The organism is Spirosoma areae (genome assembly GCF_054781775.1).
This window is the reverse complement of the sequence record NZ_BAAGTT010000023.1, coordinates 1-24,897: the sequence shown is the minus strand read 5'-3', so window position 1 is coordinate 24,897 and position 24,897 is coordinate 1. Positions and strand designations below refer to the sequence as shown.

The following is a 24,897-nucleotide window of genomic DNA, read 5'->3' as shown; positions in this document are numbered from 1 at the left end:
AGAAACAACAAAAATGAGGGAATCTACTGATAGAGCAGATTCCCTTTGTTGTGGTGGCCCAACTATTTCCGTAAGCCCAGCGATGCCAGAATGGCCCGATACCGCATAATGTCTTTTTTCTGAAGGTAGTTCAGCAACCGCCGACGTTTACCCACTAATTTTAAAAGACCTAATTGGGTGCCGTAATCGTGCTTGTGAACTTTCAGGTGGTCGGTTAAATGACTGATCCGGTAAGTGAACAGCGCGATCTGGGATTCGGCCGACCCGGTGTCCGCTGCGCTTTTGGCGTGGCCCGAGGTGGAGAAAATCTCCTGTTTTTTTTCGGTCGTTAGATACATCTTCAGACAGCTAATTTGATTGGAAAAATGAATTTGGGTGCAAAGGTAGTGAAAAATAGTCGATAGTCAGCAGTCGCTGGTCATTAGTTTCGACCAGCCTACCTTTTGTCAGCCATTATGAACCAGTGACTATCGGCTGACGATTTTTTCGGGCTTCCCAGTGTCGCTTTAGTCGTTCCCAGGCAATAATGTACACATCCTTATCGAACAGCCGCGAGTCGTGCCGGGCACGCTGCATCAGCAGCAGGCCCACCGGAAACAACACCAGATTGGCCATCCAGGCGCCCAGCGGCACCCATAGTAACCCATCTTTGGCGTATTTATCACCAACAATCGTCAATACATATAAGAAAATAAAGAACACGATAGCGATCAGGACCGGTACGCCAAAGCCCCCTTTTTTAATGATGGCCCCCATGGATGCACCGATTAGAAACATGACAAAAATGGCGATGGACTGCGTGAATTTATGGTGACTTTCTAACTGATACTTCCAGACCGTCTTCTCTTTTTCGGTCAGATAGGTTACGTTCGAGGTTGAATACGACAGGATGTTCTGTGCCTGACTGAGGGCGGCCTGGGCTAAATCGGGGCGGGCTACATCCTGCTTTTTTAACAGGGAATCAATCCATTTGCCATCTGTTAGCTGCTTCGGCTGCTTAACCGTCGCATCGGCCTTAAACTGATAGGTATAATACTGCCGCGATGTGCTGGCTACGCCCAAACTGGTGTTTTTATACTCCTTACGGAGCGAGTCCGTCAGGGTTGAGAGTTCATCAAGATTTTTCATGTACTCGTGATACTCAAACTGGTTTTCATCGGTACGCTTGATACCAAATGATTCGAGGCTAATCACGAGCCGGTAGTCTTTAAAGCCATTCCGCATGAACTGAGCACCTTTGCCCGGTGACCCACTGCTGGCATAACTAACGCTGTTATTGTCGGCATACTCCTGGTAGTCATTCCCATTGAAGAGTTGGAAGGTCAGGTAGGTCCGGTCTTTGTCGGTGTACATCCGCCCGGAATCAGCCAGAATAATTTCCCGGTTCCCTGATTCCGGTCCGTTTGCCGGATGCTTGTAAATGACTAATCCCTTCAGCAAATCGCCGTTCTTACTATCTTTAGGGCCTTTAATTTTGTGGTCGACTTTAATGCTATAACCTGGCAAATCATTGTAAAAAATCCCTTCTTTCAGGTTCAGCGTGGCTTTGGCGGTTTTAATATCGTAGAGCAGGCTGTAGCCTTTGAGGTTGGCCCAGGGCGACACTGAATTGTTGAACCAGAACGAGAAAGCACTAATACCAACGGCGACAATCAGCAGCGGACGCATGGCCCGGGTAAGCGAAATGCCTGCACTTTTAAGGGCGGTCAGTTCAAAAAACTCACCCAGATTGCCAAACGTCATCAGCGACGACAGCAACACGGCCAGCGGAAGGGCGGTGGGTACGGTTAGCAGGGCGAAGTAGAAAAGTAACCGACCGAAGGTGGCCAGGTCAAGATCTTTTGAGACAAACTCCTCGATGTAGAACATCAGCAGTCGCATCAGGAAAATAAAGATGACGACACCGAGGGTCAAAAAAAATGGCCCCCAAAACGAGCCGAGCACTAATTTGTCAATTTTCTTCATTACGCTGGATACTGAACCGCACGGGCGGCCCCGAAGGTATGTGGCAGAGTGCCGCTAATCAGGTAACGAACATCATCCATTTTTCATTCTTCATTATACATTTTTAACAAGGTTAACTCCCGACAATCTCCTTTAATTTATCCATTAAGCCATCCCAGAGGTCCTGAAGCTCGCCTTCGTCGGTAGTTGATGAGTAGTCTGTGATGCGTAAAAACGTCGATTGGGTGAGTTCAGACTGGTCGACCCGAAAATCGACGTAATTATTATCAGACCCATTTTCGGCGGTATCTAAAAACTCAAAACGAACCCCTTTATTTTGCCGCATGGATACCTGCCGGGCGATGTGGCTTTCGTTATCCCATTGAAAATCGAACCGTTGTTCGGGCATTGTATTGACTTTGCTGGCAAACCACTGCGACAGACCCGATGCGGTACTTATATACGGAAATAACATCTTGGGAGACGCCCGAAGCTCGTATTCGGTGATAAATTTAATTTTCTCCATAACAGTAGCAGACTATAAAAAAGGGGTCACTGGCAAAGGTAAACGAATTTTTTTGCGAAAGTCAATGCTGATTTTTGACCTGCATCGAATTTTGCTTACTTTTGTGACATTATAAAATCCGGCGGGGTAGCTCAGATGGTTAGAGCGTAGGATTCATAACCCTAAGGTCGGCAGTTCGATCCTGCTCCCCGCTACTTTGTCAGTCAATAAAATCGCCTAATCTGCTGCATGTCAGCCAGTTAGGCGATTTTCAGTTAAGGGCGTATTACCCTTGAAACAACCTCGTTGCGCCAACGAATGACTATGACTCACCGGCTTCACCTCCTGTTGCTGAACGCACTTCTGGTTTTTTCAGGAGCCATCACCGATGGACACGCACAACGTACCGGACGCGTATACGTTGCCATACAAGAGGCCGGGTCGGGTAAGCCAACACCCGCCCGCATACGACTTACACGGGCGGGCAAACCGGTAGCCGCCCTTCCAAAGGAAGCGGTAGCCGTTTCGTATGGCCTCTGGGACCATGCCGATGGCTATGCGTTTCAGCCTGATAGCTCCTTCTATGTGGCGGGTTTATTTAGCCTCAGCTTACCACCGGGCGTTTATCAACTGACCGTATCGAAGGGCACTGAATACCTGACCCAGACGCACAGCCTTCGAATTCAATCAGGCAAGACCCTTCGGCAAACCTGCCGGATGAACCGTTGGATCAACATGGCCGCCCGCAACTGGTTTTCAGCGGATGGGCACATCCACATCCGGCGTTCGCCCGGCGAAAATCAGCCGCTCCTTCACTGGATTCAGGCCGAGGACATTAACGTGGGGGTGTTGCTAAAAATGGGCGACTTCTGGGAGACCTACTACCCGCAGTATGCTTTCGGTGAAAAAGGCAGCTATCAACAGGGCAATTACCTGCTGACAGCCGGCCAGGAAGATCCGCGAACCCCCGACCTGGGCCACGCCATAGGGGTCGGCGCCACGGCTTCCGTGCGATTCAGGCAGGCGTATTACTATTACGACAAGGTGTTTGATGAACTTCATAAACGGGGTGGACTTACCGGCTACGCCCATCAGGCAGAATCCTTTCATGGGTACCGGGGTCTCACGCTCGATGGGCTGCGGGGTAAGGTGGATATGCTGGAACTGCTTCAATATTGTGTATCGTCGCAACCGCTTCGCACCCAGCAGTATTACCACATGCTGGACTTAGGGTTTCGGCTTACGGCCACGGCGGGTTCTGACTTTCCGTGGTGCGGCCACGACCACAACCTGCCCGAACATTCCGCCCGCATTGGCAATGCGCGCTTTTATACGTACCTCAGCGGTCCCTTCACGCCTGAGGCCTGGCAGAGGGGTGTGGCGGCTGGGCATACGTTCGTAACCAGTGGGCCACTTCTCGACTTCCGCGTGAACAATGCCCTGCCCGGCGACCAGATCCGGCTGAAAAAAGGGAATAACCTGGTCATTAGTGCCCAGGCGTATGGTCATTCTGCACAGATGCCGCTGGAAGCCATCGAGTTAATAGCCCATGGGCGGGTACTAAAACGTGTCACTAAAAACGAAATGGGTCAGTCAGCGAGTCATCTGACGGTGACCCTCGACCTCAAGTCCGTTCACCAGGGGCTATGGATTGCGGCCCGCTGCTACGGCGACTCAACCCAGGCCGCCCACACAACCCCGGTATACGTAACCGTCGACGGGGGCGGGTTTCACAATCCCGAAACCGCAGGATACTATTTAACCCAAAGCGAAAAATACCTTCAGGAGCTGGAGCAGGAACTGGAAACCCACCGGGATAATCCTGAATTTCAGGCCTGGCACTATAAAAAAGGGCTTAAAACGCGTATTCAGGAAACCAGAGATGTTATTGCTGAATTAAGAACCCGGCTGCCCAAACGCTAAGGGCACGGCTACGTAACGACCTATTGGCACAACCAATACATCTAAATAGTCAAAACGTGCGCTGCCGTTGTTTCCCGACGCCGATCTGCACTGGTTCTCGTCGTATGACCATTTTCCTCAACTTGATGTTGCCGACGCCCCCCCCCCTTGATTCTGGACGTCACGAATGGGACCTGTCAGCCTCAAACAAATCGAACTCCGAACAGGCGGTGGCCCGGAATACGAAGCGTTCCGACTATGCGTTGATTGGCGCAGGGGCTGCCCTGGTTGTGGCGGGTTTCTTTTTAACGGTTCGTCGGTGACTAATTCGCTGAGTTAAGCCCCCATTTCCGGGTCCATTACCTGACCACTACGGTAAAATCCGTATCCAAATCGGACGTTCCGGGCGCTGGCTTACCGTTTTTCACGTTGGGCTGATGCCGCAACACCACCTTCAGGTTGCCCGACCCGGCTGGCCCGGTCTTCCATTCGGTGGTTAATCCCAACGGATACGGCCCCGGCGCCGGGTTGGTATCTTGATCAGTACTTGTAACCGTCAGCAGGTTCGCGGGCGTGGGCGTGTACACAACCAGGTGTTCATTGGCTTCCCCTTTCACTGCTTCCGACACATCAAGTACAGGCGTTTTGGTCTTGTCGAGCAGGGTCAGGACGCCCGTATAGGTCGCATTTGCCTTTACATTCAGGACGGCTTTGCTAAAGTTGGCGGTCGTGTTCAGGTTCTCAATACTTGCCGTCACAATTTCCGTTGGCGCGGCCTTATTGGTGAGTGTCAGGGTAGCAGTCGTAATTGTTTCATTATCATCGGTTGGTGCAACGTTTTGTTCTTCTTTTTTACAGGAGCCAGCCAGTAAGCTTAGCCCCGTTAGCCACAGAATCTGTTGTTTGAGAAAGCGCATAGCCGTAGAATTTAGAACGTGAAACAGGTTGTTACTGAGTAAATTACGATTGCTTGCTGAAGGACAGCGGTAGCCTGAGTTTCAGCATGAGGTTGCGCCCCGGCTCATCGGCGAAGTAGCGAAACCGATTCAGGTAATCGCGGTAGGCCGTATTTCCCAGATTGGTGCCACTCAACACTACACTCAGCGGGTGCCTGCCCACCTGTGCGGTAAAACCCAATTCAGCTCCAAGCAGGAAGTAGGCCGGTGGCGGTGATGCAAAATCGCCGGTAAAGATGATCTGCCCGTTTTCCTGCCGATTCGTGACGGCGGGCGCCCGATTTTGCCGGGCCACATACAAGCCATTCACCGACACGTACACATTCGACAGTTTTCCCCACTTTGCCCAGTCGTAGCGCAACCTGTTGTCGGAGCGGTTGGGGGGCGTAGAAACTACGTACTGGTGGTCGGTATGATTGTAGGCGAACAGCAGCGAATTTTTGGTGGTGAGCGATAACCGGTCCGTAAATTTGTACGTCAGCGTTGCATCGACGCCCCGAAAGGTAGCCCGCACCTGCGAATAACTATAGGCAGGAAACGCACCCCGCTGCCGGACAATGGGAACCGAGTCGGGCTTGAGGTAGATGTAATTGTCGATGCGATTGCTATAGAAGCCCACCTCTCCGCTAAGCCGTTTGCCCGCATAGGCCAGCACCAGGTTGCCCGTATAGGCCTGTTCGGGCCGGAGGTTCGGATTACCCCGTTCGTAAGCTACTGCGCTCTGGTGCAACCCGTTGGCATACAGCTCGGCAATGTTGGGTGCCCGCCAGGCTGTGCTTAGGTTGGTCGTCAGAGTTAGGGTGGGCCGGAGCTGATACGCCACACCCACTGACCCGTTTACGTTTTGCCAGTTGTGGGTTTCAGCATACGGCTGCTTCGACGCTTCGTCGAGAAAGTACGCCCGAAGCCAGCGATAGTCGTAGCGCACCCCCGCTTCCAGCGTCCATCGGTCAACCGCGTACCGTTCAATTGCGAACAACCCCGCTCCAAAGGTTCGGAGGTTCGGAATCAGAAACAGATATTGACGCACATTGCCCTGGGTGATTCCGTTAAACCCCAGGCTACCCGACCAATTTCCGCCTGCGGAGGTTTTGACGGGACGGTGTTCCCACACTAAATCGGCGGTTTGAGTCACTAATTTCAGGTACAATTCGGGGGTGGTGATGCCACTGAACGATACAAAATCGTATTCCCGGCGGGTGTTTTGCTGGCGGGCAAACGTAGCCGTCAGCGTGCCACCCCGGCTGCCGTGGTAATAGCTCCGAAGTTTCAGCAGGTCGTGCCGGACTGCCTGATAGGGTCGCCCCAGGTCGTAGGAGAAGCCGGGCTGGAAAAGGGGTTCGGGTCGGTTAATGGCCGTATACAGATCAGCTAAACTACCTACCTGCGCCCCCGTGAACAGGCCCACTTTGGTATCAAACTGGCTATAAAATACCTCAGCGCCCCAATTTTGGTGGTCATAATGCACATCGCCCGAAATAGAATTCTCGTGGTAACTGGTGTTTTCCAGAAAGTAATTGGGCGTTCGGACGTAGCCCGACCGTTTCAATGTTCCCTGCAGCCGCCAGCTCAATCCAGTAAATTTCTTTCCAAAAGCGCCTTCCAGCATAGCCGATGCCACGCCCATACCGCCATTGGTTGCCCCAACTACGTTTACCTCACCCGTCACGCCCGGCTGATTGGGCATCGCCTTAGGCTCTACCAGAATCACCCCGCCAATGGCATCCGAACCGTACCGGATGCTGGCTGCCCCCTTAATAACAGTCAGCCGGGAAGCCAGAAACTGATCAACCTGTGGCGCATGTTCGGTTCCCCATTGCTGGTCTTCCTGCCGGATTCCGTTATTCAGGATGATAATCCGGTTGCTGTACAGCCCATGAATAACGGGCTTCGACACACTGGGGCCGGTTTGGATCGAATAAAGGCCGGTGATTGTTTTTAAACTCTCCCCCAGCGACTGGCCGCGCGTTTGGTCGAGGGCGGCACCGGATAAGCTGCTTTGCGTCTGGAGCAACTGCTGGGCTTCGGAACGATGTTCGGTTACGGCTACTTCCGGCAGGAGTTGACTATCCGACGTTAAGTAGACAGGAGCAAGCGTGGTGATGGTATTTGTGGTTAGTGTAATTGGCACACCGAGCATTTTATAGGCAACAAACTGATAATCAAGTATATACTTACCAGAACAGACGCCTGAAAATTGAAAAAAACCAGCGGTATCAGCAACAGTCCCGGTGTTTAATTCGCGTATATATACCGTTGCTCCGGCTAACGGTTCGCGGGTATCCTGCCCAAGAACCCGACCTTTAAGGATGGTGGAACATCCCGTTGACTGTGCCCGACTCAACGAGAGTCCGTTGAGAAAAAGCCAGCCCAGCAAACAGATTTTTTGATAATTCGTCATTCGTACTACTGCCTTACATCAGCTTTGCCTACTAACAAAACTGAATTTATGCAACATTGTTGCAATATTAGAAAAATAAGAGTCATTACGCAATTTTAAGCGCCTTACCTGGTCTTTTTTTTACAGCAAAAGCAAAGCAGGCCCGCTTTCAAACGCAAAAAGCCGCTGGCAGTCAGCGGCTTTGGTTACAACCGAATGGTAGTCGGTCAATGCAGGACGTCGAAAACCAGTTCCCGCAGAATGTCGCTCTCGCTCATCGTGGGCGCGTCGATGCCTTTGCTTTGGGCATCAGCCCGGCGGATGGCATGGATGATAGCGGCTACTTTAGGCAGTGGAAACGTGCGGGCGGCAGACAGGTAATCTTTCACAAAAAACGGATTGACCCCCAGCAGCGGGGCCAGTACCTTATCGGTTTGCTCTTTAGACGCCTGCACCAGCAGCACTTTGCTGAAATACCCAAACAACTGCGCCAGAATAACCACCAATGGGTTGTCTTTCGGGTTACGTCCGAAATAGTCGACAATCTGGTTGGCCTTCGCCACATCGCGCTGTACGAGGGCTTTTTGGAGTTCAAACACGTTGTATTCTTTGCTGATGCCCACTAATCGCTCCACCGTTGCCGCCGAAATTTCTTCGCCGACGTGCAGGTTAATCAGGATTTTATCAATCTCACCCGCCAGCCGTTTCAGGTCGTTGCCGATGTGATCGGCCAGCAATTGGCAAGCTTTGGGGCTAACTTTGGCGCCCTGTTCGCGGCAGTACTCCCCTACCCAATCCGGAATTTTATTGTCATACAATTTCTTAACACCCAGCAGTTTACCTTTGGCGCCGAAGGCTTTCACCCACGATTTCCGTTCGTCGAGGCCGGGCTTCCCATCTTCTTTCACAAAGCACAGCATCAGAATGGTGCTGGCCAATGGGTTCAGGGCATAATCTTCGAGCAGCGTTTGCGCTGACTTGTCGGCAATGCCGTTCAGTTGCTGAGCTTCTTTGACCAGCACCAACTGCCGTTCGGCCATGAACGGGTAGCGACGGGCGTAGTTGATAACGACCCCCACATCGGCATCTTTCCCGAAAAGGACAAACTGGTTAAAACCGCGCTCGGCAACGGGCACGGCTACTTTTTCGAGTTCGTCGGCAACGCGATCGAGGTAATACGGCTCATCGCCGTGAAGGAGATAAACGGGCGCAATCCGTTTGTTACGGATGTCTTTCAGCAGGGCGTCAACGGCAGGAATCAAAACAGCTTTCAGGTTTCAGGTTCAACGTTTCAGGTGTCAGCCGGGCCACCGGAGGGGTTCAACGTACCAGAAGGCAACCGTTGAACTCCTCCGGTGGCCCGGCTGACACGTTACACAACAACTTACTCCGCCACCGGATACCCTTTATCCAGCCAATCGGTTTTCAGGTTTTTGGCCAGATTCAGGAGTTTGTGGTTGGTGAACCCCAGCTCGTTGAGTTTGGTAAAGGCCGGGCGGACATTCGGGCAATTTTTAAACGGGCAGCAACCGCAGTAAATCACAATAGCGCGGTCTTTTGGCTCGTTGCTCAGGAGTTTCTCCAATTTTGCCAGGTTGGCGGCTTCACCACCCGGCCCAATCTCAATGGAGGACTTTATGGTAGCCGCTGGTCCAATGCTGATGATCAGGGGCCTATGGGCTTTGGAACTGGTAATGGTTGCGGCCAGGTCAGCCGGTTCGAGCAGTTGGTCGGGGCGCCAGGGTTCGGCAGTTTTCCAGCCAACCTGGACGACAAGTACACAAAAAAGCAGGACTACTATGGGTGCACCGATGTGGGCGAGTGAGAAATGAGTTCGTTGAGCGTTCATAAAGTACTGAGCAGCGATGTGCGTATGGGTTGACAATGTTCGACTAACGCAGGCCAAAAATACGCGAAATGCCCGGCAATCTGGTTGTAATACTGCTTAAAATCCTCAATGGCTGTCTCTAATCCCGACGGATAGGCGGTTCGGCGGGCAACGCCTTTCAGCGACCGGTCAATGCCGTCGACAAACTGATAATTCGTAAGCCAGTCCTGTCGAATCATGTAATCGGCCATGCGGTTGGCAGCCGGTGGCAGATGCAGCGCATTTTCCCGAATGGTCTGGTAGAAAAAAGAAACAAATTCGGATAGGGATTGGCCCGCAAGCCGGGTAAAATCAACAGCCAGAAAATAGTCAAAAAAAATATCGACGGCGGCCCCGGCGTATTTATGGCAACGCGGATGCAGCAAATCGCGCACGGCGGCTACGTCGGGGTGCGCGTCGGTGAAGGTGTCGATGGCCCGGTGCAGTCGAACGCCCGCCACAACGCCCGGTGTCAGGTTATGGCGCGGGCCGGCCGGGTCGCCCTTAATAAAATCGCCGATAAAGTTGCCGATTAGTAAATCGGGATGCCGATTCGACAGATAGGCGTGTGCCAGAATGTTCATGGCACGTTGTTCGCTATCGCAGGCTCCGAACGTAAGGTGGCGCTGGAACTTGCTTCGCCATATCGCTCGACGGTCACGCCAAACCGGCGCAGAAAGTCGACGCCCTCGTCGGACCCAATGCCTTTGTATTCAGCGTAGGAATTCAGGTAAACGACACGGGCGATTTTCATGCTGTAAATAATCCGGGCGCAGGCAATGCAGGGTGACAGCGTGACGTAGATAGTAGACCCTTCAATTTCGGAGCCATTCTTGGCGGCATACAGAATCGCATTTTGCTCAGCATGCAGGGCCAGCGAACACGAGCCTTTGGAGTCACGGGGGCAGCCGACGTCGGGAAATTCTTCGTCGCAGTTATGCGTCCCCGCCGGGGGGCCATTGTAGCCAATAGAAATGATTCGGGTGTCGCGGGTCAGTACTGCCCCCACCTGCGCCCTGATGCAGTGCGACCGCTTGGCCAGGTTCACAGCCAGGTCCATGAAAATGTCATCGAAGTGAGGGCGGGTTTGAGAAACAAGCGTTTCTTTAGTTTGTCGCGTGGCATCTTTCCTATCCATGCTACAAACTACCGGAAATTTCAGGGCTTTTCACACAGTTGATGAAAAAGAGAACGGAACAACAACTATTCATGCAATTTACCTACATCCCGTCCCTGTTCATCGAAATACTAAAAAAGATGCTTGCAGAACAGCCCCACATCACCTTTCTTTGGCTCACATAGGAAACAGTAGCCGAATCGGTAAGATATCGTTTAGCTTTTCGAGAAAGGTCCGTTTCATTCGTGTACAAGTAGTATGGCCTGTAAACAAAGATGGTGAGTCTGTTTCGGTTGGCAGACGTGACAGCAAGTTTAAATTTATACAAAGGGATGATCTACATAACTCAGTTAATTTATATTAAAGAAGGCCAGGAGCCTGTATTTCATCAATTTGAAGACATTGCTATTCCAACAATCGCAAAATATAACGGGAAACTTTTGCTGAGGGTGCGGCCCACGGATGCCTCGTTCATCGAATACCACACTGACAAACCCTACGAAATACACCTCGTAGAATTTGACTCGGAGCAAGATTTTGAGAACTTCAAACAGGACGAAGAACGTAAGAAGTTTCTGCACCTTAAAGAGCGATCCATTAAGGCGTCAGTCTTAATTCGGGGGATAAAATTATAATTTTGAGCTGTATAACTTAAAACTATGAAAGCTAACATAACCCGTATATGGATTGTGGTACTCTGTAGTGCCTATGGTTGCACTAAACAACAAACTCAGGTGCCACTAATTGGCACCTGGGAATTGATCTCGGCAACAACGACCGAAAAAGACACGACTTTTTCTACGTTTGATCCGAGCCGGAAAATGATCAAAATTATTAATTCAACTCATTTCGCTTTTTTAAATCATACCATACGTAAAGACACAACTACCGCTCCATTCTCTGCGGGCGGAGGGGTTTATACGTTGGTCGATAGTATTTACACGGAGCATTTAGACTACTTTACGGATAAAGCCTGGGAAAATCACACATTCCAGTTTGCTGTTAAAATTACCGGGGATACACTTATTCAACAGGGCATTGAAAAAGTTGATAAGCTTGGCATTGACCGGGTGATTGTTGAAACCTATAAACGAGCGACAAAGTAGCGCTGCCGCTCAACTAAACAGCTATTTTAAGTTCCCTCTGCTAAACATCACAACGTCAACAATTGGATTACCTGAAACGTAGCCCGTTTCAAATACTGGGCGGCATTTGTGAGGGCGTCGTCCAGACTGGCCGGGCCAGGCACGATGGAGAAGGCGCTGGTTAGTCCTAATGCCAGCAGGTCTTCGGGCGAAAGTTGCAATGAACCACAGAGCGCCACCACCGGAATATGCTGCTGCTGAGCCAGTTGAGTAATGCCTGCAATGAGTTTACCCTGCAACGTCTGGTTATCAATCCGCCCCTCGCCCGTGAGCACAAGGTCGGCACCTACCATTTTCCGGGCCAAATCCGTGTACTGAATGAGCAGGTTGACACCTTCGGTCAGGTGGCCGTTTAAAAACAGAATTGCCCCGGCTCCCAGGCCACCGGCAGCGCCCGCACCCGGCTTCATCGCCAAATCAACGCCAAACTGTTGATTGACTCGCTCGGCCCAGTGCCTCATGTGGGCATCCAGAATAGGCAAATCGTTGGGTTGTGCCCCTTTCTGGGGGCCGTAGATAGCGGTGGCACCCAGCGGCCCAATGAGCGGATTTGTCACATCACAGGCTACGTCTATCCGCCCGTTCCAGCGTGAATCGGGTGGACTAATCAGGTCAATCTGGCCCAGATTACCACCACAGGGCCGCAGTTCAATCCCTGCTTTATCGAAGAAACGCCAGCCTAAAGCGGCTGCCATGCCCGTTCCGGCGTCGTTGGTTGCGCTGCCGCCAATGCCCAGCACGATGCGCTCAACCCCCTGACCAATCGCCTGGCTGATTAACTCACCGGTGCCGAAGGTATTGGCCCGGAATGGGTCGTATTCCGACGGTTCAAGCAACCGCAACCCCGAGGCTTGTGCCATCTCGATGAAGGCGGTTTTGCCATCGCCTGAGATACCGTACCCCGCCCTGACCGGTCGGCCCAGCGGATCCTGAACGCGGCAGGTGTGCCAAACGCCGGTTGTTGCAGAGGTCAGTACCTCGGCGGTCCCTTCGCCCCCGTCGGCCATAGGCACAGTAAGAATTTCAGCCAGTGGCTGAGCCAGCCGGATGCCCTCCGTCATGGCGGCACACACGTCTATTGCCGTTAGTGACCCTTTAAACTTGTCGGGCGCCAAAAGAATTTTCATCCGCTACTGATGAGGATCGGCCATCGACTCGCTCATCAACGTCCCCCCATCTTCTTTCCGTTTACGCTTCCGCCGACGCAGCCGCACCTCGCGCAACTCGTAGTTAATACCCTGAACCTTAGCCGTTTCGCGGAAATCGTGCAGCATGTTATAGATATCATCGTCAATGAAGCCAGCCTTGCTGCCGTCGATGACCACGTCGTCGCCAGGCTGGAGTGAACCTAAGGTTTCCTTAAGCTGGGGTTTGCTCAGAAAATACAAATCTTTATCAAACTCAATGAGCACCTTATGCCCATTGCGGGTGACATGAAACGTCGATTGAACGTTCGTATAGAGCACGTAGATGATACCCACAACCGAGCCGAGGGCAATTCCAACCAGCAGGTCGGTAAAAATAATGCCCAGAACGGTTACAATGAACGGAACAAACTGGCTCCAGCCGTCACGGTAGGTTTTCCTGAAAATAGCTGGTCTGGCTAATTTATAACCAACCATAATCAGCACAGCCGCCAGGCAGGATAACGGAATCAGATTGAGCAGCGGACCACCCAGAAAGACAGCCGTAAATAGAAAAACGCCGTGCAGTATGGCCGACAGCCGGGTCCGTGCTCCACCATACACGTTCGCCGATGTTCGCACCACCACCGACGTAACGGGCAGACCGCCAATCATGCCCGACAGCATGTTGCCAACACCCTGTGCCATTAGCTCCTGATTGGTTGACGACACCCGCTTGGCTGAGTCGAGCCGGTCAGATGCTTCGAGATTTAACAGGGTCTCCAGGCTGGCCACAATGGCGATGGTGGCTCCCGTAATGTATATCTGCGGATTACTTAGGTAACTGAAATCGGGAAAGTCGAAAATAGAAAATAAGCTTTTACCCACTGCAACGGTCGGAATCTGCACCATGTGCTGATGGGCCGTGTCGCCTAAGTACCAGTCGGGCATCGCTACCCGAAAAAACTCGTTGAGCGCCACGCCCAGCACGACGACGACCAACGCCGAAGGAAAGTTTTTAACGAATGTGCGGGTGCTGCTTTTGACTAATCGATCCCAGCCAATGAGAAAGGCCAGCGAAGCGAAGCTGATGATGACCGCACCGGTACTGGCCGTTTCGATAGCCCGGTAAATTTCAGAAATCGTATTTTCGCCATCGGCTAACTGCGAAAACTCAAATTCGCCTTCGTAGTCATTGTCGCGACCTAATGCGTGGGGTATCTGTTTTAAAACAATGACGATACCAATGGCAACAAGCATGCCTTTAATTACGCTGTCGGGAAAGAAACTGCTAAACTTACCGGCTTTGATAAGGCCCAGAATAAGTTGAATTGCTCCTGCCAGCATAACCGCTACCAGAAATGCTTCGTAAGACCCTATTTTTGTGATGGCATCGGCAACGATAACCGCCAGACCAGCAGCCGGTCCGCTCACGCTAACGTCAGAACCCGATAGAAATCCGACTACGATGCCGCCAATTATACCCGCCACAAGTCCTGAAAACAAGGGGGCGCCCGATGCCAGAGCAATGCCCAGACAGAGCGGCAGGGCCACTAAAAAAACGGATAGACTGGCGGGGAGATCCTGGCGTAGGTATCCTGATTTGTACGTTAGAAGTGTACGCAATGGGCTGACTCGTTTCATAAACGTTTAGTGTTGGTCCTTACTTGTCTGGTTTTGGAACGCTGATACCCCATTCCGGGTTGCACAAAATTAAAAAGAGATTTAAAAAAATAGTTAACCTATTCATTGATAACACTTTCTCCATCCGAGCAGAGGTTTATTCAGGCTCATCTGGCCGATGATGTCCAGTCGCTGCTGCTGCGTGCTCATCCGGCTCGTCGTGAGTTCGACCGGACGGGAGAACCCCGGCGGGGCAATGCTGAACTGGCGGGCGTCGACATAAAAAAACTGGCGGCTCAAATTTCAGCCCGCCAGAAAGCGCGGGAGAAATTACCAATCTGGTACGCAAATGCTCAATTGGTATTCCCGCCCGCGCTGTCGGTGGAGCAGGCTTCGTCGGAGCAGACAGCCCGCTATAAAGCATCGCTTGTGGCGGGTCGGCTGCTCCTCGACCTGACGGGCGGTATGGGCGTCGATACGTGGGCGTTTGCCCATCGGATCGAGCAGGTCGTGTATCTGGATCGGCAACCGGATCTGGCTACCCTGGCGGCTCATAACCTGCCGTTGCTGGGTCTCGAAAATGTGCAGGTTTATGTTGGCGATGGGGTTGGTCTGCTCGAAAGCGCCAACGCGCTGGCGGCCAGATCACCCTTGCCCAATACACCTGCTGACTGGATCTATCTGGACCCCCACCGGCGTAATGACCAGGGCGGTCGGGTGGTTCGGCTAACCGATTGCGAGCCGGATATATCAAATCCTGACCTCCTCAGAACACTCCTGCAGCGAGCACCCAAAATTTTAGTAAAGGTTTCTCCGTTACTTGACCTCGACTTGTCCGTCCGACAGCTAAGCGAGGCCATCGAAGCGGTGCATATAGTAGCCGTGCAGAACGAAGTGAAGGAGATTTTGTTTATTATTGGCAATCAGAGAGTTGCAAAAGAAGATATAGCGGTTAACAGTGTTAACTTACTACCAGACGGACCGATTACCATGCGGTTTCGATGGCAGGATGAACGAAATGCAGACGTTACATATGCAGCCGTTCAGGACTATATTTATGAACCGAATGCGGCTGTGCTAAAGGCAGGCGCTTTTCGGCTGACAGCAGCACGATTTGGGTTGGACAAACTGGCGCCAAACAGTCACCTTTACACCAGTAATGACTTAAAAATCAATTTCCCAGGCCGTATTTTCAAGGTACAGGAGGTAATCAAACCTGATGCAAAAGCCCTTAAACTGGTTCTACCGGAACTTAAAGCCAACCTTACCGTGCGTAATTTCCCGCAGACAGTGGCCGAGTTACGTAAAAAATTATCGTTGCGCGAAGGGGGGTCTGTTTATATTCTGGCAACAACGCTGTATACTGGCGACAAACGATTGTTAATTACCAAAAAAGTTGAGTAAATCCAGTTCGATAGAGTCACTATAATTCGGCCATTCAGCCGAACAAACTGAACACAACCATGAAAAACACATTCGCTTACATCCTGATTTATTGTCTGTTAACTCTCTCAACATCGACCTTCGCTCAAACTGTTTATGCGGGTGAAAGCACCGTCGACAAAGCTAAGTTGCCGGGCCTTTACCTGACGATTCAGGGCGATGGCAAACAGATTGAGAAAGACTGGGAAACACAACTTCAGAAATACGGTCGAATGACGGCCTCGCGCGGAACATACCGCATTCCCAACGCCGACATTTCGGCCATTTCCTCAGAGCCGGTTAACTTAGTCAGTACGGTAAAATCGTCGCGCACGTCGGCTACTATTTTTGCCGCCTTCGACCTCGGCAGCGGCAACTTCGTGACGCCCGGTGGAAGCGGTTATTCGGCAGCGGAAGGTTTGCTCAAAAGCTTTGCCGACAATTCGCTCTATGGGCAGGAGGTAAAACTAGCCGAGGGGGGCTTCGACGAAGCGCAGAAGAACCACCAGAAAATGGTCCGTAAAGGGGAACAACTCCAGCGGTCGATTGAGCAGAATGCCAAAGAAAAAGAACGGCTTCTGAAACGCATTGACGACAACACCAAAGAATTGGAGCAACTCCAGAAAGACATCGAAACCAACAAGACTGACCAGGAAACGGCCCTCACCGAACTGGAAAGCCGCAAAAAGAACGTTGAAGCGGTGAAGTCGAAGAAAAGTAATTAAATCAGTGCTTCGCCAAAAGACGAGTGCTGGCTGAAGGGGGTTACACCCCAAATTTTCGCAGGTTATAAACGAGGCTGACCATAAAGTAACGCTTTACGACCCGGCTCTGTACATCTTCTACGTATGAATCTGCCGTATTGCGAACTAAGCTGCGATTCTGATTCAGCAAATCGAAAACCGAAACGCGCACTTCGCCTTGTTTGCCTTTCAAAAATTGCCGCGCCAGGGCTATGTTCCAGAGCGTAAACTGCTGATTATAACCCGCTGTTCGGCCGGTGGTAGCGGTATAGGTCAGATCGCTCGTCAACAGGAAATTGAACGGAAGCTGCCAGTTTATATCGGCGGTAGCGTACTGCGACCAGAACGTGGTGTTTTGGCGTGACAAAAGCGAATAGGCAGCCGTTTGGTAGCTCATATTTCCGCTGATGCCATAATCGAATTTGCCGTTATACGATGATTGCAGGCGTACTTCCTGGCCCAGAATAACGCTTTTCGACTCATTCAGCTGATCATTGATCAGGCTGACGGACCGGCTTATGCCTGCGTTCGTTAGCAGGTTGATGCCCAGTTTAATCGACGGAATTGTTCGACCCACCGACAGGAAACCGCTTGCTGACCAGTAGCCCGTGCTGTTGATGGGTCGAACGGTTTGAACACCAGCGCTATTGATCGTCGTTGCGGTGCTGATTCGGGTGTCGCTCTGGTTCAGGCTGGCAATTAGAAACAGGCTGTTGCCACCCACGCCATTCGACCCATTGTAGGTCATTGTCAGGGAATTATAGTACTCGGGCCGAAGCGCGGGATTGCCAACCCGGACGTATAACGGATTCATATTATCCACGAGTGGCTGCAACTGCGTTATCGATGGCGGACTCAGCCGGGTTCGGTACTGCATCCGCAGGCTGCGATTTCCGGAAAATGTGTAGCTGAAAAGCGCATTCGGCAGCACGTTCATATACCGGCTGGTCAGACTCGTATCCGCCGACCGGTTATCTACCTGAAGCTCGGCCTGCTGCAGATCGAAACCCAGTGCGTAACTATACCGCAACCAGCGTGTTTGGAAGGTCGTCCCTACCCGGTGGGTGGCAAAAAGGCTGCCAAAGCCAGTACTCAAGGCTGCATTTGGGCGGTCGTAGACTCCGGTGGCTTCGCTGGCATCGACAACATCCCGCTCGGCCCGGTTGCGGGTGGTGGCATACGCATACCGAAACTCCAGTTTCTGATTCAGGGATAGTGGCTCGGTGAATGATACCGTCAGCGTGTTCTGGAACGAGTAGCCAGCTTGCCGGCTGCGTTGGTTTAACCGACTCATCGTCAGGGTATCCAGGCCCGTTGACTCATAAAACGCATTGGCTGACTGATTCAGGGCATTGGTTGGCCCATCGCTTACCAGGGTGTTCAGGTTCGCCGAAACGGAACGCCCTTCCCGACGGAATTTACGCATGAGTAACAGGTTGTTATAGCCGTTGAATCCGTTGCCCGTTGCGCCATAGTGGGTATCGCCGGTGTTGAGTAGTTGCCCGGCGGGCAGGAAGGATCGGCTGGTGTTTCGGCTATCGAATCCCGTGGTTTGCCACGACAGACTGGGCGACAGGCGCAGGCTGGTCAGCGAGTCGAGCTGCCAGTCAAGTCGGCCATTGAATCGGTGACTCGTTTGGCGATTCTGCGAATAAATGCGTTGATCGGTAAAGAACGACCGGTTTGGCAGGATTGTCTCGCGACGACTTTGCTGATCAGTAGTGGTGATGGCCTGATTACTAAAATAGCTCGTGGCCACCTCGGCCCGTTTACCTGCTTTATCCCGATAGTTGATGCCTGCCGCTTTTATTTCGACGATGTTGCCGGGAGTTCGATTACTATTTGGTCGGGATGCCCCGCCCCCATCGCCACCCGGCCCACCCACCAGCACAGGCCCGCCTGATCCGCCTGGTTCGGGATTGCCCCGGTCGGCTAAGGTGAAATTCTGCTGGTTGAGGTTATTCGCCTGGCCAATAATTGACAACTGCCGGCCGTCGTTGAATCGGTTTACGTTAAGCCGACCCTGGTAGCGTTGCAGGCCACCGTCGCGATCAGTACCTGCGCCAATGGAATTCTGACCAAAATAGCCTTTCCGCTTGTCGCGTTTGATGGTTAGGTTGATGGTGCGCTCCCGGTTACCATCGTCGATACCTGAGAACTGCGCTTGATCGGACGACTGGTCGTATAGCTGTACTTTATCGATAATATCGGCGGGCAGGTTGCGGGTGGCCATTTTCGGGTCATCGCCGAAAAAAGGCTTTCCGTCAACCAGCACCCGACTAACGGCCTGGCCCTGGGCTCGTATCGTTCCGTCGCGGGTTACCTCAACGCCCGGCAGTTTCCGGAGCAGTTCCTCTACCTGCGCGTTGGGTTGGGTCTTAAACGAACCGGCGTTGAATTCCAGCGTGTCCTGCTTAATGGTAACGGGTGCCTGTTCCTGAGTAACGACAACTTCCCTGAGCGTGTTCGCCTGCTCGGTCAGGCGGATTGTTCCGGCATCTGTGGCTGTTTGCCGGCCAACGGTGACGAGTCGAGACGCATTCCGGTACCCCACAAACGTTACCAGCAACCGATAGCGGCCCGCAGCTATACTCCGCAGCCGAAACCGCCCGTCGCCGTCGGTTATGGTTGCGTTGACATAACCTGAGTCGCGGTCGGTTAACAACGAAACGGAGGCCATTCGCAACGGCTTGCCACTCGCCGAATCGAGCACAGTTCCCACAATGTCGGCATTTGCAACTATAGACTGCGCTAATCCGCTTTGAATCAGAGAGATAGCAAGAATAAGAAAAATGAATAATCGTTTCATAGAAAGCAAGCCGTTAGTTGGCAGGGCCACCTAAACAATAAATTTTGTTTCTAACTGACCAGCCCCTTTGAAAAGCTAATCCTGTAGGTTTCAGGAGGGGGTGGTCAGTTACCCGTGCGACTTAATTCCGTTCGCCGATTTGCAGTTGTTGCCGAAAATCGGCGAGCGCTTTCTGGCGAAGGTCGGCTAACTGGTCGGGCGTAACGATCTGGGCGAGTGAACTGGGGTGAACGTCGTTCGCCGGAATAGCGGAGGTTTTTACTTTGGTTGCCCGGAATTGCTCCCGGCTGCTTTCAATCAGGAGCACTACGCCCGCTTCGGGGGTTAGTTCATGGACGGGTGAATAGGTAACGGGCAGGTCAGTCGTGTACCAGACCGTATACGTTTCTTTATGGAAGGGTACCGTTGCCTTACGGCAGGTATAGCCAGCGATCTTTTTGGTTTGATCGGTTACCTGCCAGCCGTTCGCGCGTTGAACAGGGGTTTCGGCGCGGTAGGTCCGGGCGTCTTTATCTTTGCCAATGGTCAGCAGGGTAACGGTTTTTTGATTGGCCAGGTCGACAAATACCTGTTCCTCGAAGGGGCGCCCTACGTTAGTCGTGCGGGGGGCAGCGCCCTCGTTAATAGTCTGAATAACGGCATTTTGCTCGTCACGGGATTCTTTGGCATACTTGTCGGTAAACAGGACTTTCTGACCAAAGGTACGGGCATCGGGTATGTCGGTCGGAAAGTTGGGATCACCCGGCTTAACCGGCTCGCCATTAATGACGATTCGCATACTGGCCGGATCGATCTTTCGGACAACCTCGTAGGTAATCTGGCCAGACGTTTGGGCCAGCGTTGGGTGGGCATTGGCTGCGAGCAGCGAGAGAAGCAGGGCTACACGAACGGGCGTTTTCATAAACAACGGCTTGGTTTGATTTGACGAGCCAAAGGTCAGGCAGACTTTTGTAACACACTGCTACATAGTGTTAAACAGTGTTAACGCGTCTGGAAAGACCCAGTCAACGCTGTAGATTTGCTCAGGAAATGATTCTGTGGATTCTCCCGGTTCTATAGCATCTACAGAATCAGGGAAATCCACAGAATCCAGGTATACCCAAGTGCTTATGAACCGACGCATCCGATCGATCTTCTGGTTAATGACCGCCTGTATTGTCGGCATCAACGCCTTTCAGGGCTACTGGCTCTGGACGACGTACCAGCTCAACCAGCAACAATTTACCCGCACGGTGCAGGATGCCTTGTTTCACGTACTTCAGCAGCAACAGATGGCCGAAGCCCGGCAGTTGCTTGATAAAAAACTTCCCGGTGCGACGACCCGGCCTCAGGCGGCATCACGAGTCGAATCCAATTCGCACATCATTGTTCGGCGGTACGAGGCTCCGGGCGAGGCTTCGGGCGTGGAAACGCGGGTGTTCGTCAACAAACGGATCGATACGCTGCGGGCGGCTAAACCACCGGGGCGAATCGTCGTTACGAATAATGCCCGGCAACGGCCCGCTGTCAGGCCCGTTTTAATGGCCGATACGTTTGCCCGGCGAATCTCCAGTCTGTTACTGCTCGATTGGGCCGATGGCGCCGATGTCAACCTGGAAAAATTGCGAATCGCTTACGGGAAAGAGCTGCGCCGACGCGCCATTGATGCTCCCTTTCGCCTGGATACGCTGACGATTCGCCCGCGTCGAACCCAGGGGAACGTAGTTGTTTTTCGGAGCGGCTGGTCCACGCCGACTGATACCGATGGCAATGTGCTCCGAACCACGCCTGAGATGCTTAATCCCGTAAAGAACCGCTTTGCTCAGGCCTCATTCGCTACCCCAACGTTTTATTTGCTGCGCCGTATGAGTTGGTTGCTGGGTAGCTCGGTGCTGCTGCTGGTGCTGACAACGGGCTGTTTCCTGTTCATGCTGGCGACAATTCTACGTCAGAAAAAGCTGTCGGAGGTCAAAAACGACTTCATCAATAACATGACGCATGAGTTGAAAACACCCATCGCAACCGTTACGGCAGCCGTTGAGGCTCTCCAGCACTTTGGTGCCCTGAGCGACCCGCAGAGAACCCAGACCTACCTAACCATTTCGCAGACTAACTTACAGCGATTGGCTGATTTGGTCGAGAAGGTGCTCACACTGGCGGTCGAAGAGAAAAAAGAACTGGCCCTCAACCCGGAGTGGATAAAGCCGTCGGAGTTGATTCATCAGATCCTGAGTAACTACCACCTGAAATTCGATAAACCAGTTGAGTTTGACGTGGATGTTGACCCAGTCGATGAACCCGTTTGGATCGATCGCTTCCACATGGCCAATGCCCTCAACAACCTCATCGACAACGCCATCAAGTATGCCCAGGAGTCGGTAGTCATTCGCGTTTCCAGCCGAAAGCACGAACACGTTTGGCGGCTGTCTGTTAAGGACAACGGCATTGGTATTCCCAAGGCCTATCAGAGCGCCATCTTTGACCGCTTTTTTCGGGTACCGACCGGCAACCTGCACCCCGTTAAAGGCTTCGGGCTGGGATTATCTTACGCGCGGCAGGTGATTGAAAAACATGGCGGCCTCATCGACGTCGTCAGCGAACCGGGGGAGGGGAGTGAATTCATCCTGTTAATTCCTGAGCAGGGCGGTGAGGGGCAGGCAGGCATCAAACGGTTTCGCCTTAACCTCAATCCGCTTTATTCCGCATCCTGAACCAATGGCAACGGTATTGTTGATAGAAGACGAAGTAGCCCTCGGCATGATTGTTCGCGACAGTCTGGAAGTGCGTGGCTTTACGGTGCTCTATGCCACCGATGGCGCTGAGGGGTTAAGCTTGTTTCGCGGGCAGCACCCCGACATTGTGGTGGCCGATGTGATGCTGCCGCAGATGGATGGCTTTACCCTGGCTGAGCACATTCGTCAGGCAAATCCCGACGTGCCGATTATGTTCCTGACGGCCCGCTCGCAGACGGCCGATGTGGTGCGCGGCTTTGAGCTGGGTGGAAACGACTACCTAAAAAAACCGTTTAGTCTGGATGAACTTATTGTTCGGATAAACGCCCTGCTTCGGCGTAGAACCGTTTCGTTAGCGGCCTCAACGGTATCGGCGTTGCTGCCCATTGGCCGTTATCTATTTGATCCACCGAAGCAAAAGCTCCTGCTTGATGGCCACGAAGCCCTGCTGTCGCACCGAGAGGCCGAACTGCTCCGGCATCTGTACGAACAACGGAATCAGGTGCTTGAGCGCAGTGCCGTGCTGACCGAACTCTGGGGCAACGATTCCTTTTTCAATGGACGAAGCCTGGATGTGTTCATCACCCGGCTTCGGCGGTACCTGCGCGACGACCCAACGGTACAGATTATCAACATCCGGGGCATTGGCTACAAGCTGATTAGCTAAGCCGTATCCGGCCAGAACCAGTAATTAATGCGTTCTGTACGTTTCCATCATGGCTTTTGAATGGCTGAGAAACGCGAGCCTGTTCGTATAAAGCGTTTCAGTACGGTCAGTTGCCTTCCTTAAAAGTAATTGATGCTGGTAATCAGCAAGTTATTTACAGTAAGGTACAAATAGTGGTCAAAATCCAACAATTACCACTTAATGCTATTATATTATTGCAATAAGATTTTGTCTATATTTCAATATTGTTTCGTTGACTGCTTGAATTATAAACCACACCATGATTGAACTTGATGAGCACTTAAAGATTGATACCTGCCCTCACTGTTCGGTGGATTATCCTAATATGATTGTTGAGTACGCATTTAAGACAAGCTATGACAATGGGAAAGAACCCAAAATATGGCGTGTATATATTTGTAAGCGGTGTGGGGGATCTGTATTAGCAATGGGTTATCCACCCGGCAATCAAGTCTCAAAAATTTATCCTAATGCGGAAACGCCAGACATTAACTTACCTGACAATGTAAGAACCTACTTAGGTGAGGCCATGCGGAGTACATCCACTCCAATTGCATCGGTTATAGTATCTGCCAGTGCCGTAGATGCTATGCTAAAGGAAAAGGGATACAAGGACGGTAGTTTATACATACGAATTGAAAAGGCCATAGTAGATCACTTGTTAACCCCTGAAATGGGCGAGTGGGCACATCAGGTACGGTTAGGGGCAAACGGGCAGCGTCACGCTGATGAAAATGTAGGCTTTCCGACCATAGCTGATGCCAAAATGAGTCTGGAATTTGCCAAAACACTCGGCGAGTTCTTGTTTGTTTTACCCGCTAAAGTAAAACGCGGCATTGCCAATAGTGACCCTGCGACTAAGCCAAAAGCTACAAAGGTAATTCAACCTAAAGAAATCAAATTGCCCTCAGCTTACCGTAACGCAAGCAAATATAGTCACGTAATTGAACTTGATGATAGCGAAACAGTGCCAGATGTCACCGCCAAATTCTATAACACCCGAAGTGGTCCATTGTTGCCCGAAGTGCAACAACCAAGCAATTTGAAGGTGAAGAGTCGATCAGGCAATCCACGCTGGTGGGAAACTGAACTTACTATAACTAACCCCAAAAATTTACCTGAAAGATTTTTTATTGAAATTCTTGTGGACGGCCAAGTTTATTGCGTAGCTGATCTGAGTGTCAATAATAGAGCAAATTAAATGGTTAACGTATGAGATTAGGAAGGTTTTTCATGTGTATGATTACCATAGAGCCATGTTATGACTCAAAATAAGTGATTTAGCTTAATTGTTGCTTGCCATCCTCTTTTACCAAGACTATATAACTTTATGCAAGAAGTGTCTATACCTAAATCCGAACTTCCTACGCTTGATACCACACTCAAATATCAACACTTAATTGATGAGGATAATGTGCCGCTTCCTTGTCCCAATGACTGTAGTGGAGGCAGTGGCACAGCTTATCGGTTTGTAGAAACAAATAAACTAACGGAACGTGATTTTCGCCCAACCGTTCTGGTTGATCGGGAACGGAAGGGAACAAAGCGAAAAGTAAAAAATGCTCATGTATGCAAAATGTATGCTATATCGCTCTACAATACCCAGGATGCCGCTAATCATACATTTAATTTTTTAGCTGAAAAATTTTTAAATAACTGGCCCCACCGGTTCATTGCGGAAGGCTTTTTGGAAGAACAGGATGGTGTTGCTTCAATAGTTGATGCTGTATGTCGTCAGCCAAAAGTGGACATATGCGGGTGAAAAGAGAAGAGATACTTTTAGCTGCTTTGCAATTTCTGAAAAATATGATTTTTCCGCCGTTTCAGCAGCGACAACTGCTTAGTTTTTCGGCGTTCTGCTAACAGATGCTGCTGACGACCCCAGTAAGCATCGGCTGGCGTGACATTATCCAAGGACTCATGATAGCGCTGGTGGTTATAATACTCCACCCATTCTCCAA

22 protein-coding genes, 1 tRNA gene and 1 pseudogene are annotated in these 24,897 nt (G+C 51.5%); 10 read left to right on the top strand and 14 right to left on the bottom strand.

Annotated features, from left to right (window positions below; all coding sequences use genetic code 11):
- Positions 1-62: 62 nt before the first annotated feature.
- From rpsO to ACYVI1_RS08855, 3 genes are all read right to left on the bottom strand, one after another.
- Positions 63-338, bottom strand: a complete 276-nt coding sequence (rpsO, locus tag ACYVI1_RS08865; protein ID WP_460908986.1) for a 30S ribosomal protein S15 — start codon at positions 336-338, stop codon at positions 63-65.
- Positions 339-453: 115 nt separating this feature from the next.
- The gene (locus ACYVI1_RS08860) at positions 454-1,965 is read right to left on the bottom strand and encodes an LptF/LptG family permease (RefSeq protein ID WP_460908983.1); all 1,512 of its coding nucleotides are present in this window, start codon (positions 1,963-1,965) and stop codon (positions 454-456) included.
- Between the two features lie 112 nt (positions 1,966-2,077).
- The gene (locus tag ACYVI1_RS08855; protein WP_460908981.1) at positions 2,078-2,470 is read right to left on the bottom strand and encodes an START-like domain-containing protein; all 393 of its coding nucleotides are present in this window, start codon (positions 2,468-2,470) and stop codon (positions 2,078-2,080) included.
- 120 nt (positions 2,471-2,590) lie between these two features.
- Here ACYVI1_RS08855 and ACYVI1_RS08850 point away from each other — a divergent pair.
- The 3 genes from ACYVI1_RS08850 to ACYVI1_RS08840 all read left to right on the top strand — a co-directional run bounded on the left by ACYVI1_RS08850 (position 2,591) and on the right by ACYVI1_RS08840 (position 4,674).
- Positions 2,591-2,664, top strand: a tRNA-Met gene (locus ACYVI1_RS08850).
- Between the two features lie 103 nt (positions 2,665-2,767).
- Positions 2,768-4,372, top strand: coding sequence for a CehA/McbA family metallohydrolase (locus ACYVI1_RS08845; RefSeq protein WP_460908978.1), 1,605 nt, complete (start codon positions 2,768-2,770; stop codon positions 4,370-4,372).
- Between the two features lie 104 nt (positions 4,373-4,476).
- Positions 4,477-4,674, top strand: a complete 198-nt coding sequence (locus ACYVI1_RS08840) for a hypothetical protein (protein ID WP_460908977.1) — start codon at positions 4,477-4,479, stop codon at positions 4,672-4,674.
- A gap of 36 nt (positions 4,675-4,710) precedes the next feature.
- Here the strand turns inward: ACYVI1_RS08840 and ACYVI1_RS08835 are convergent, their stop codons facing one another.
- The 6 genes from ACYVI1_RS08835 to ACYVI1_RS08810 form a co-directional block, all read right to left on the bottom strand.
- Positions 4,711-5,268, bottom strand: coding sequence for a hypothetical protein (locus ACYVI1_RS08835; RefSeq protein WP_460908975.1), 558 nt, complete (start codon positions 5,266-5,268; stop codon positions 4,711-4,713).
- Positions 5,269-5,311: 43 nt separating this feature from the next.
- Complete coding sequence (locus ACYVI1_RS08830) at positions 5,312-7,708, bottom strand: TonB-dependent receptor (protein ID WP_460908973.1); 2,397 nt, start codon at positions 7,706-7,708, stop codon at positions 5,312-5,314.
- A 206-nt stretch (positions 7,709-7,914) separates the two neighbouring features.
- A complete protein-coding gene (gene holA / locus ACYVI1_RS08825) occupies positions 7,915-8,949 on the bottom strand; it encodes a DNA polymerase III subunit delta (RefSeq protein WP_460908971.1) in 1,035 nt (344 codons plus the stop codon).
- 122 nt (positions 8,950-9,071) lie between these two features.
- Positions 9,072-9,536, bottom strand: a complete 465-nt coding sequence (locus ACYVI1_RS08820; protein ID WP_460908969.1) for a rhodanese-like domain-containing protein — start codon at positions 9,534-9,536, stop codon at positions 9,072-9,074.
- Positions 9,533-10,138, bottom strand: a complete 606-nt coding sequence (locus tag ACYVI1_RS08815) for an acyl carrier protein phosphodiesterase (RefSeq protein WP_460908967.1) — start codon at positions 10,136-10,138, stop codon at positions 9,533-9,535. The genes ACYVI1_RS08820 and ACYVI1_RS08815 overlap by 4 nt, the downstream gene beginning before the upstream one ends.
- Entirely contained in the window at positions 10,135-10,692 is a 558-nt protein-coding gene (locus ACYVI1_RS08810) for a deoxycytidylate deaminase (protein WP_460908965.1), read from the bottom strand. Before ACYVI1_RS08810 ends, ACYVI1_RS08815 begins: the two co-directional genes overlap by 4 nt.
- Before the next feature lie 638 nt (positions 10,693-11,330).
- Between ACYVI1_RS08810 and ACYVI1_RS08805 the strand changes: the two genes are divergently transcribed.
- Positions 11,331-11,777 carry a hypothetical protein gene (locus ACYVI1_RS08805; RefSeq protein ID WP_460908963.1) on the top strand — a complete coding sequence of 149 codons (447 nt, stop codon included), beginning with the start codon at positions 11,331-11,333 and terminating at the stop codon, positions 11,775-11,777.
- Between the two features lie 47 nt (positions 11,778-11,824).
- On the opposite strand, the gene ACYVI1_RS08800 is transcribed toward ACYVI1_RS08805, so the two are convergent.
- Positions 11,825-12,943 carry a glycerate kinase gene (locus tag ACYVI1_RS08800; RefSeq protein ID WP_460908960.1) on the bottom strand — a complete coding sequence of 373 codons (1,119 nt, stop codon included), beginning with the start codon at positions 12,941-12,943 and terminating at the stop codon, positions 11,825-11,827.
- Between the two features lie 3 nt (positions 12,944-12,946).
- On the bottom strand, positions 12,947-14,584 hold the full coding sequence (locus tag ACYVI1_RS08795) for a SulP family inorganic anion transporter (protein WP_460908958.1): 1,638 nt from the start codon (positions 14,582-14,584) through the stop codon (positions 12,947-12,949).
- Positions 14,585-14,689: 105 nt separating this feature from the next.
- Between ACYVI1_RS08795 and ACYVI1_RS08790 the strand changes: the two genes are divergently transcribed.
- Positions 14,690-15,967, top strand: a complete 1,278-nt coding sequence (locus tag ACYVI1_RS08790; RefSeq protein WP_460908956.1) for a THUMP-like domain-containing protein — start codon at positions 14,690-14,692, stop codon at positions 15,965-15,967.
- A 59-nt stretch (positions 15,968-16,026) separates the two neighbouring features.
- Entirely contained in the window at positions 16,027-16,710 is a 684-nt protein-coding gene (locus tag ACYVI1_RS08785; protein WP_460908954.1) for a hypothetical protein, read from the top strand.
- 40 nt (positions 16,711-16,750) lie between these two features.
- On the opposite strand, the gene ACYVI1_RS08780 is transcribed toward ACYVI1_RS08785, so the two are convergent.
- Positions 16,751-19,537: an outer membrane beta-barrel protein gene (locus ACYVI1_RS08780; protein ID WP_460908952.1), complete on the bottom strand. Its 2,787-nt coding sequence runs from the start codon at positions 19,535-19,537 to the stop codon at positions 16,751-16,753.
- 121 nt (positions 19,538-19,658) lie between these two features.
- Entirely contained in the window at positions 19,659-20,438 is a 780-nt protein-coding gene (locus ACYVI1_RS08775) for a GLPGLI family protein (RefSeq protein WP_460908950.1), read from the bottom strand.
- 208 nt (positions 20,439-20,646) lie between these two features.
- Here ACYVI1_RS08775 and ACYVI1_RS08770 point away from each other — a divergent pair, with 208 nt between their 5' ends.
- The 4 genes from ACYVI1_RS08770 (at position 20,647) to ACYVI1_RS08755 (ending at position 24,698) form a co-directional block, all read left to right on the top strand.
- Positions 20,647-22,227 carry a sensor histidine kinase gene (locus tag ACYVI1_RS08770; protein ID WP_460908948.1) on the top strand — a complete coding sequence of 527 codons (1,581 nt, stop codon included), beginning with the start codon at positions 20,647-20,649 and terminating at the stop codon, positions 22,225-22,227.
- Positions 22,228-22,231: 4 nt separating this feature from the next.
- Positions 22,232-22,915, top strand: coding sequence for a response regulator transcription factor (locus tag ACYVI1_RS08765; RefSeq protein WP_460908946.1), 684 nt, complete (start codon positions 22,232-22,234; stop codon positions 22,913-22,915).
- Between the two features lie 280 nt (positions 22,916-23,195).
- Positions 23,196-24,137 carry a DUF4145 domain-containing protein gene (locus tag ACYVI1_RS08760; RefSeq protein WP_460908943.1) on the top strand — a complete coding sequence of 314 codons (942 nt, stop codon included), beginning with the start codon at positions 23,196-23,198 and terminating at the stop codon, positions 24,135-24,137.
- Positions 24,138-24,266: 129 nt separating this feature from the next.
- Positions 24,267-24,698, top strand: coding sequence for a hypothetical protein (locus ACYVI1_RS08755; protein WP_460908941.1), 432 nt, complete (start codon positions 24,267-24,269; stop codon positions 24,696-24,698).
- A 112-nt stretch (positions 24,699-24,810) separates the two neighbouring features.
- On the opposite strand, the pseudogene ACYVI1_RS08750 reads toward ACYVI1_RS08755, so the two are convergent.
- A pseudogene (locus ACYVI1_RS08750) lies at positions 24,811-24,897 on the bottom strand (integrase core domain-containing protein); the annotation flags it as partial.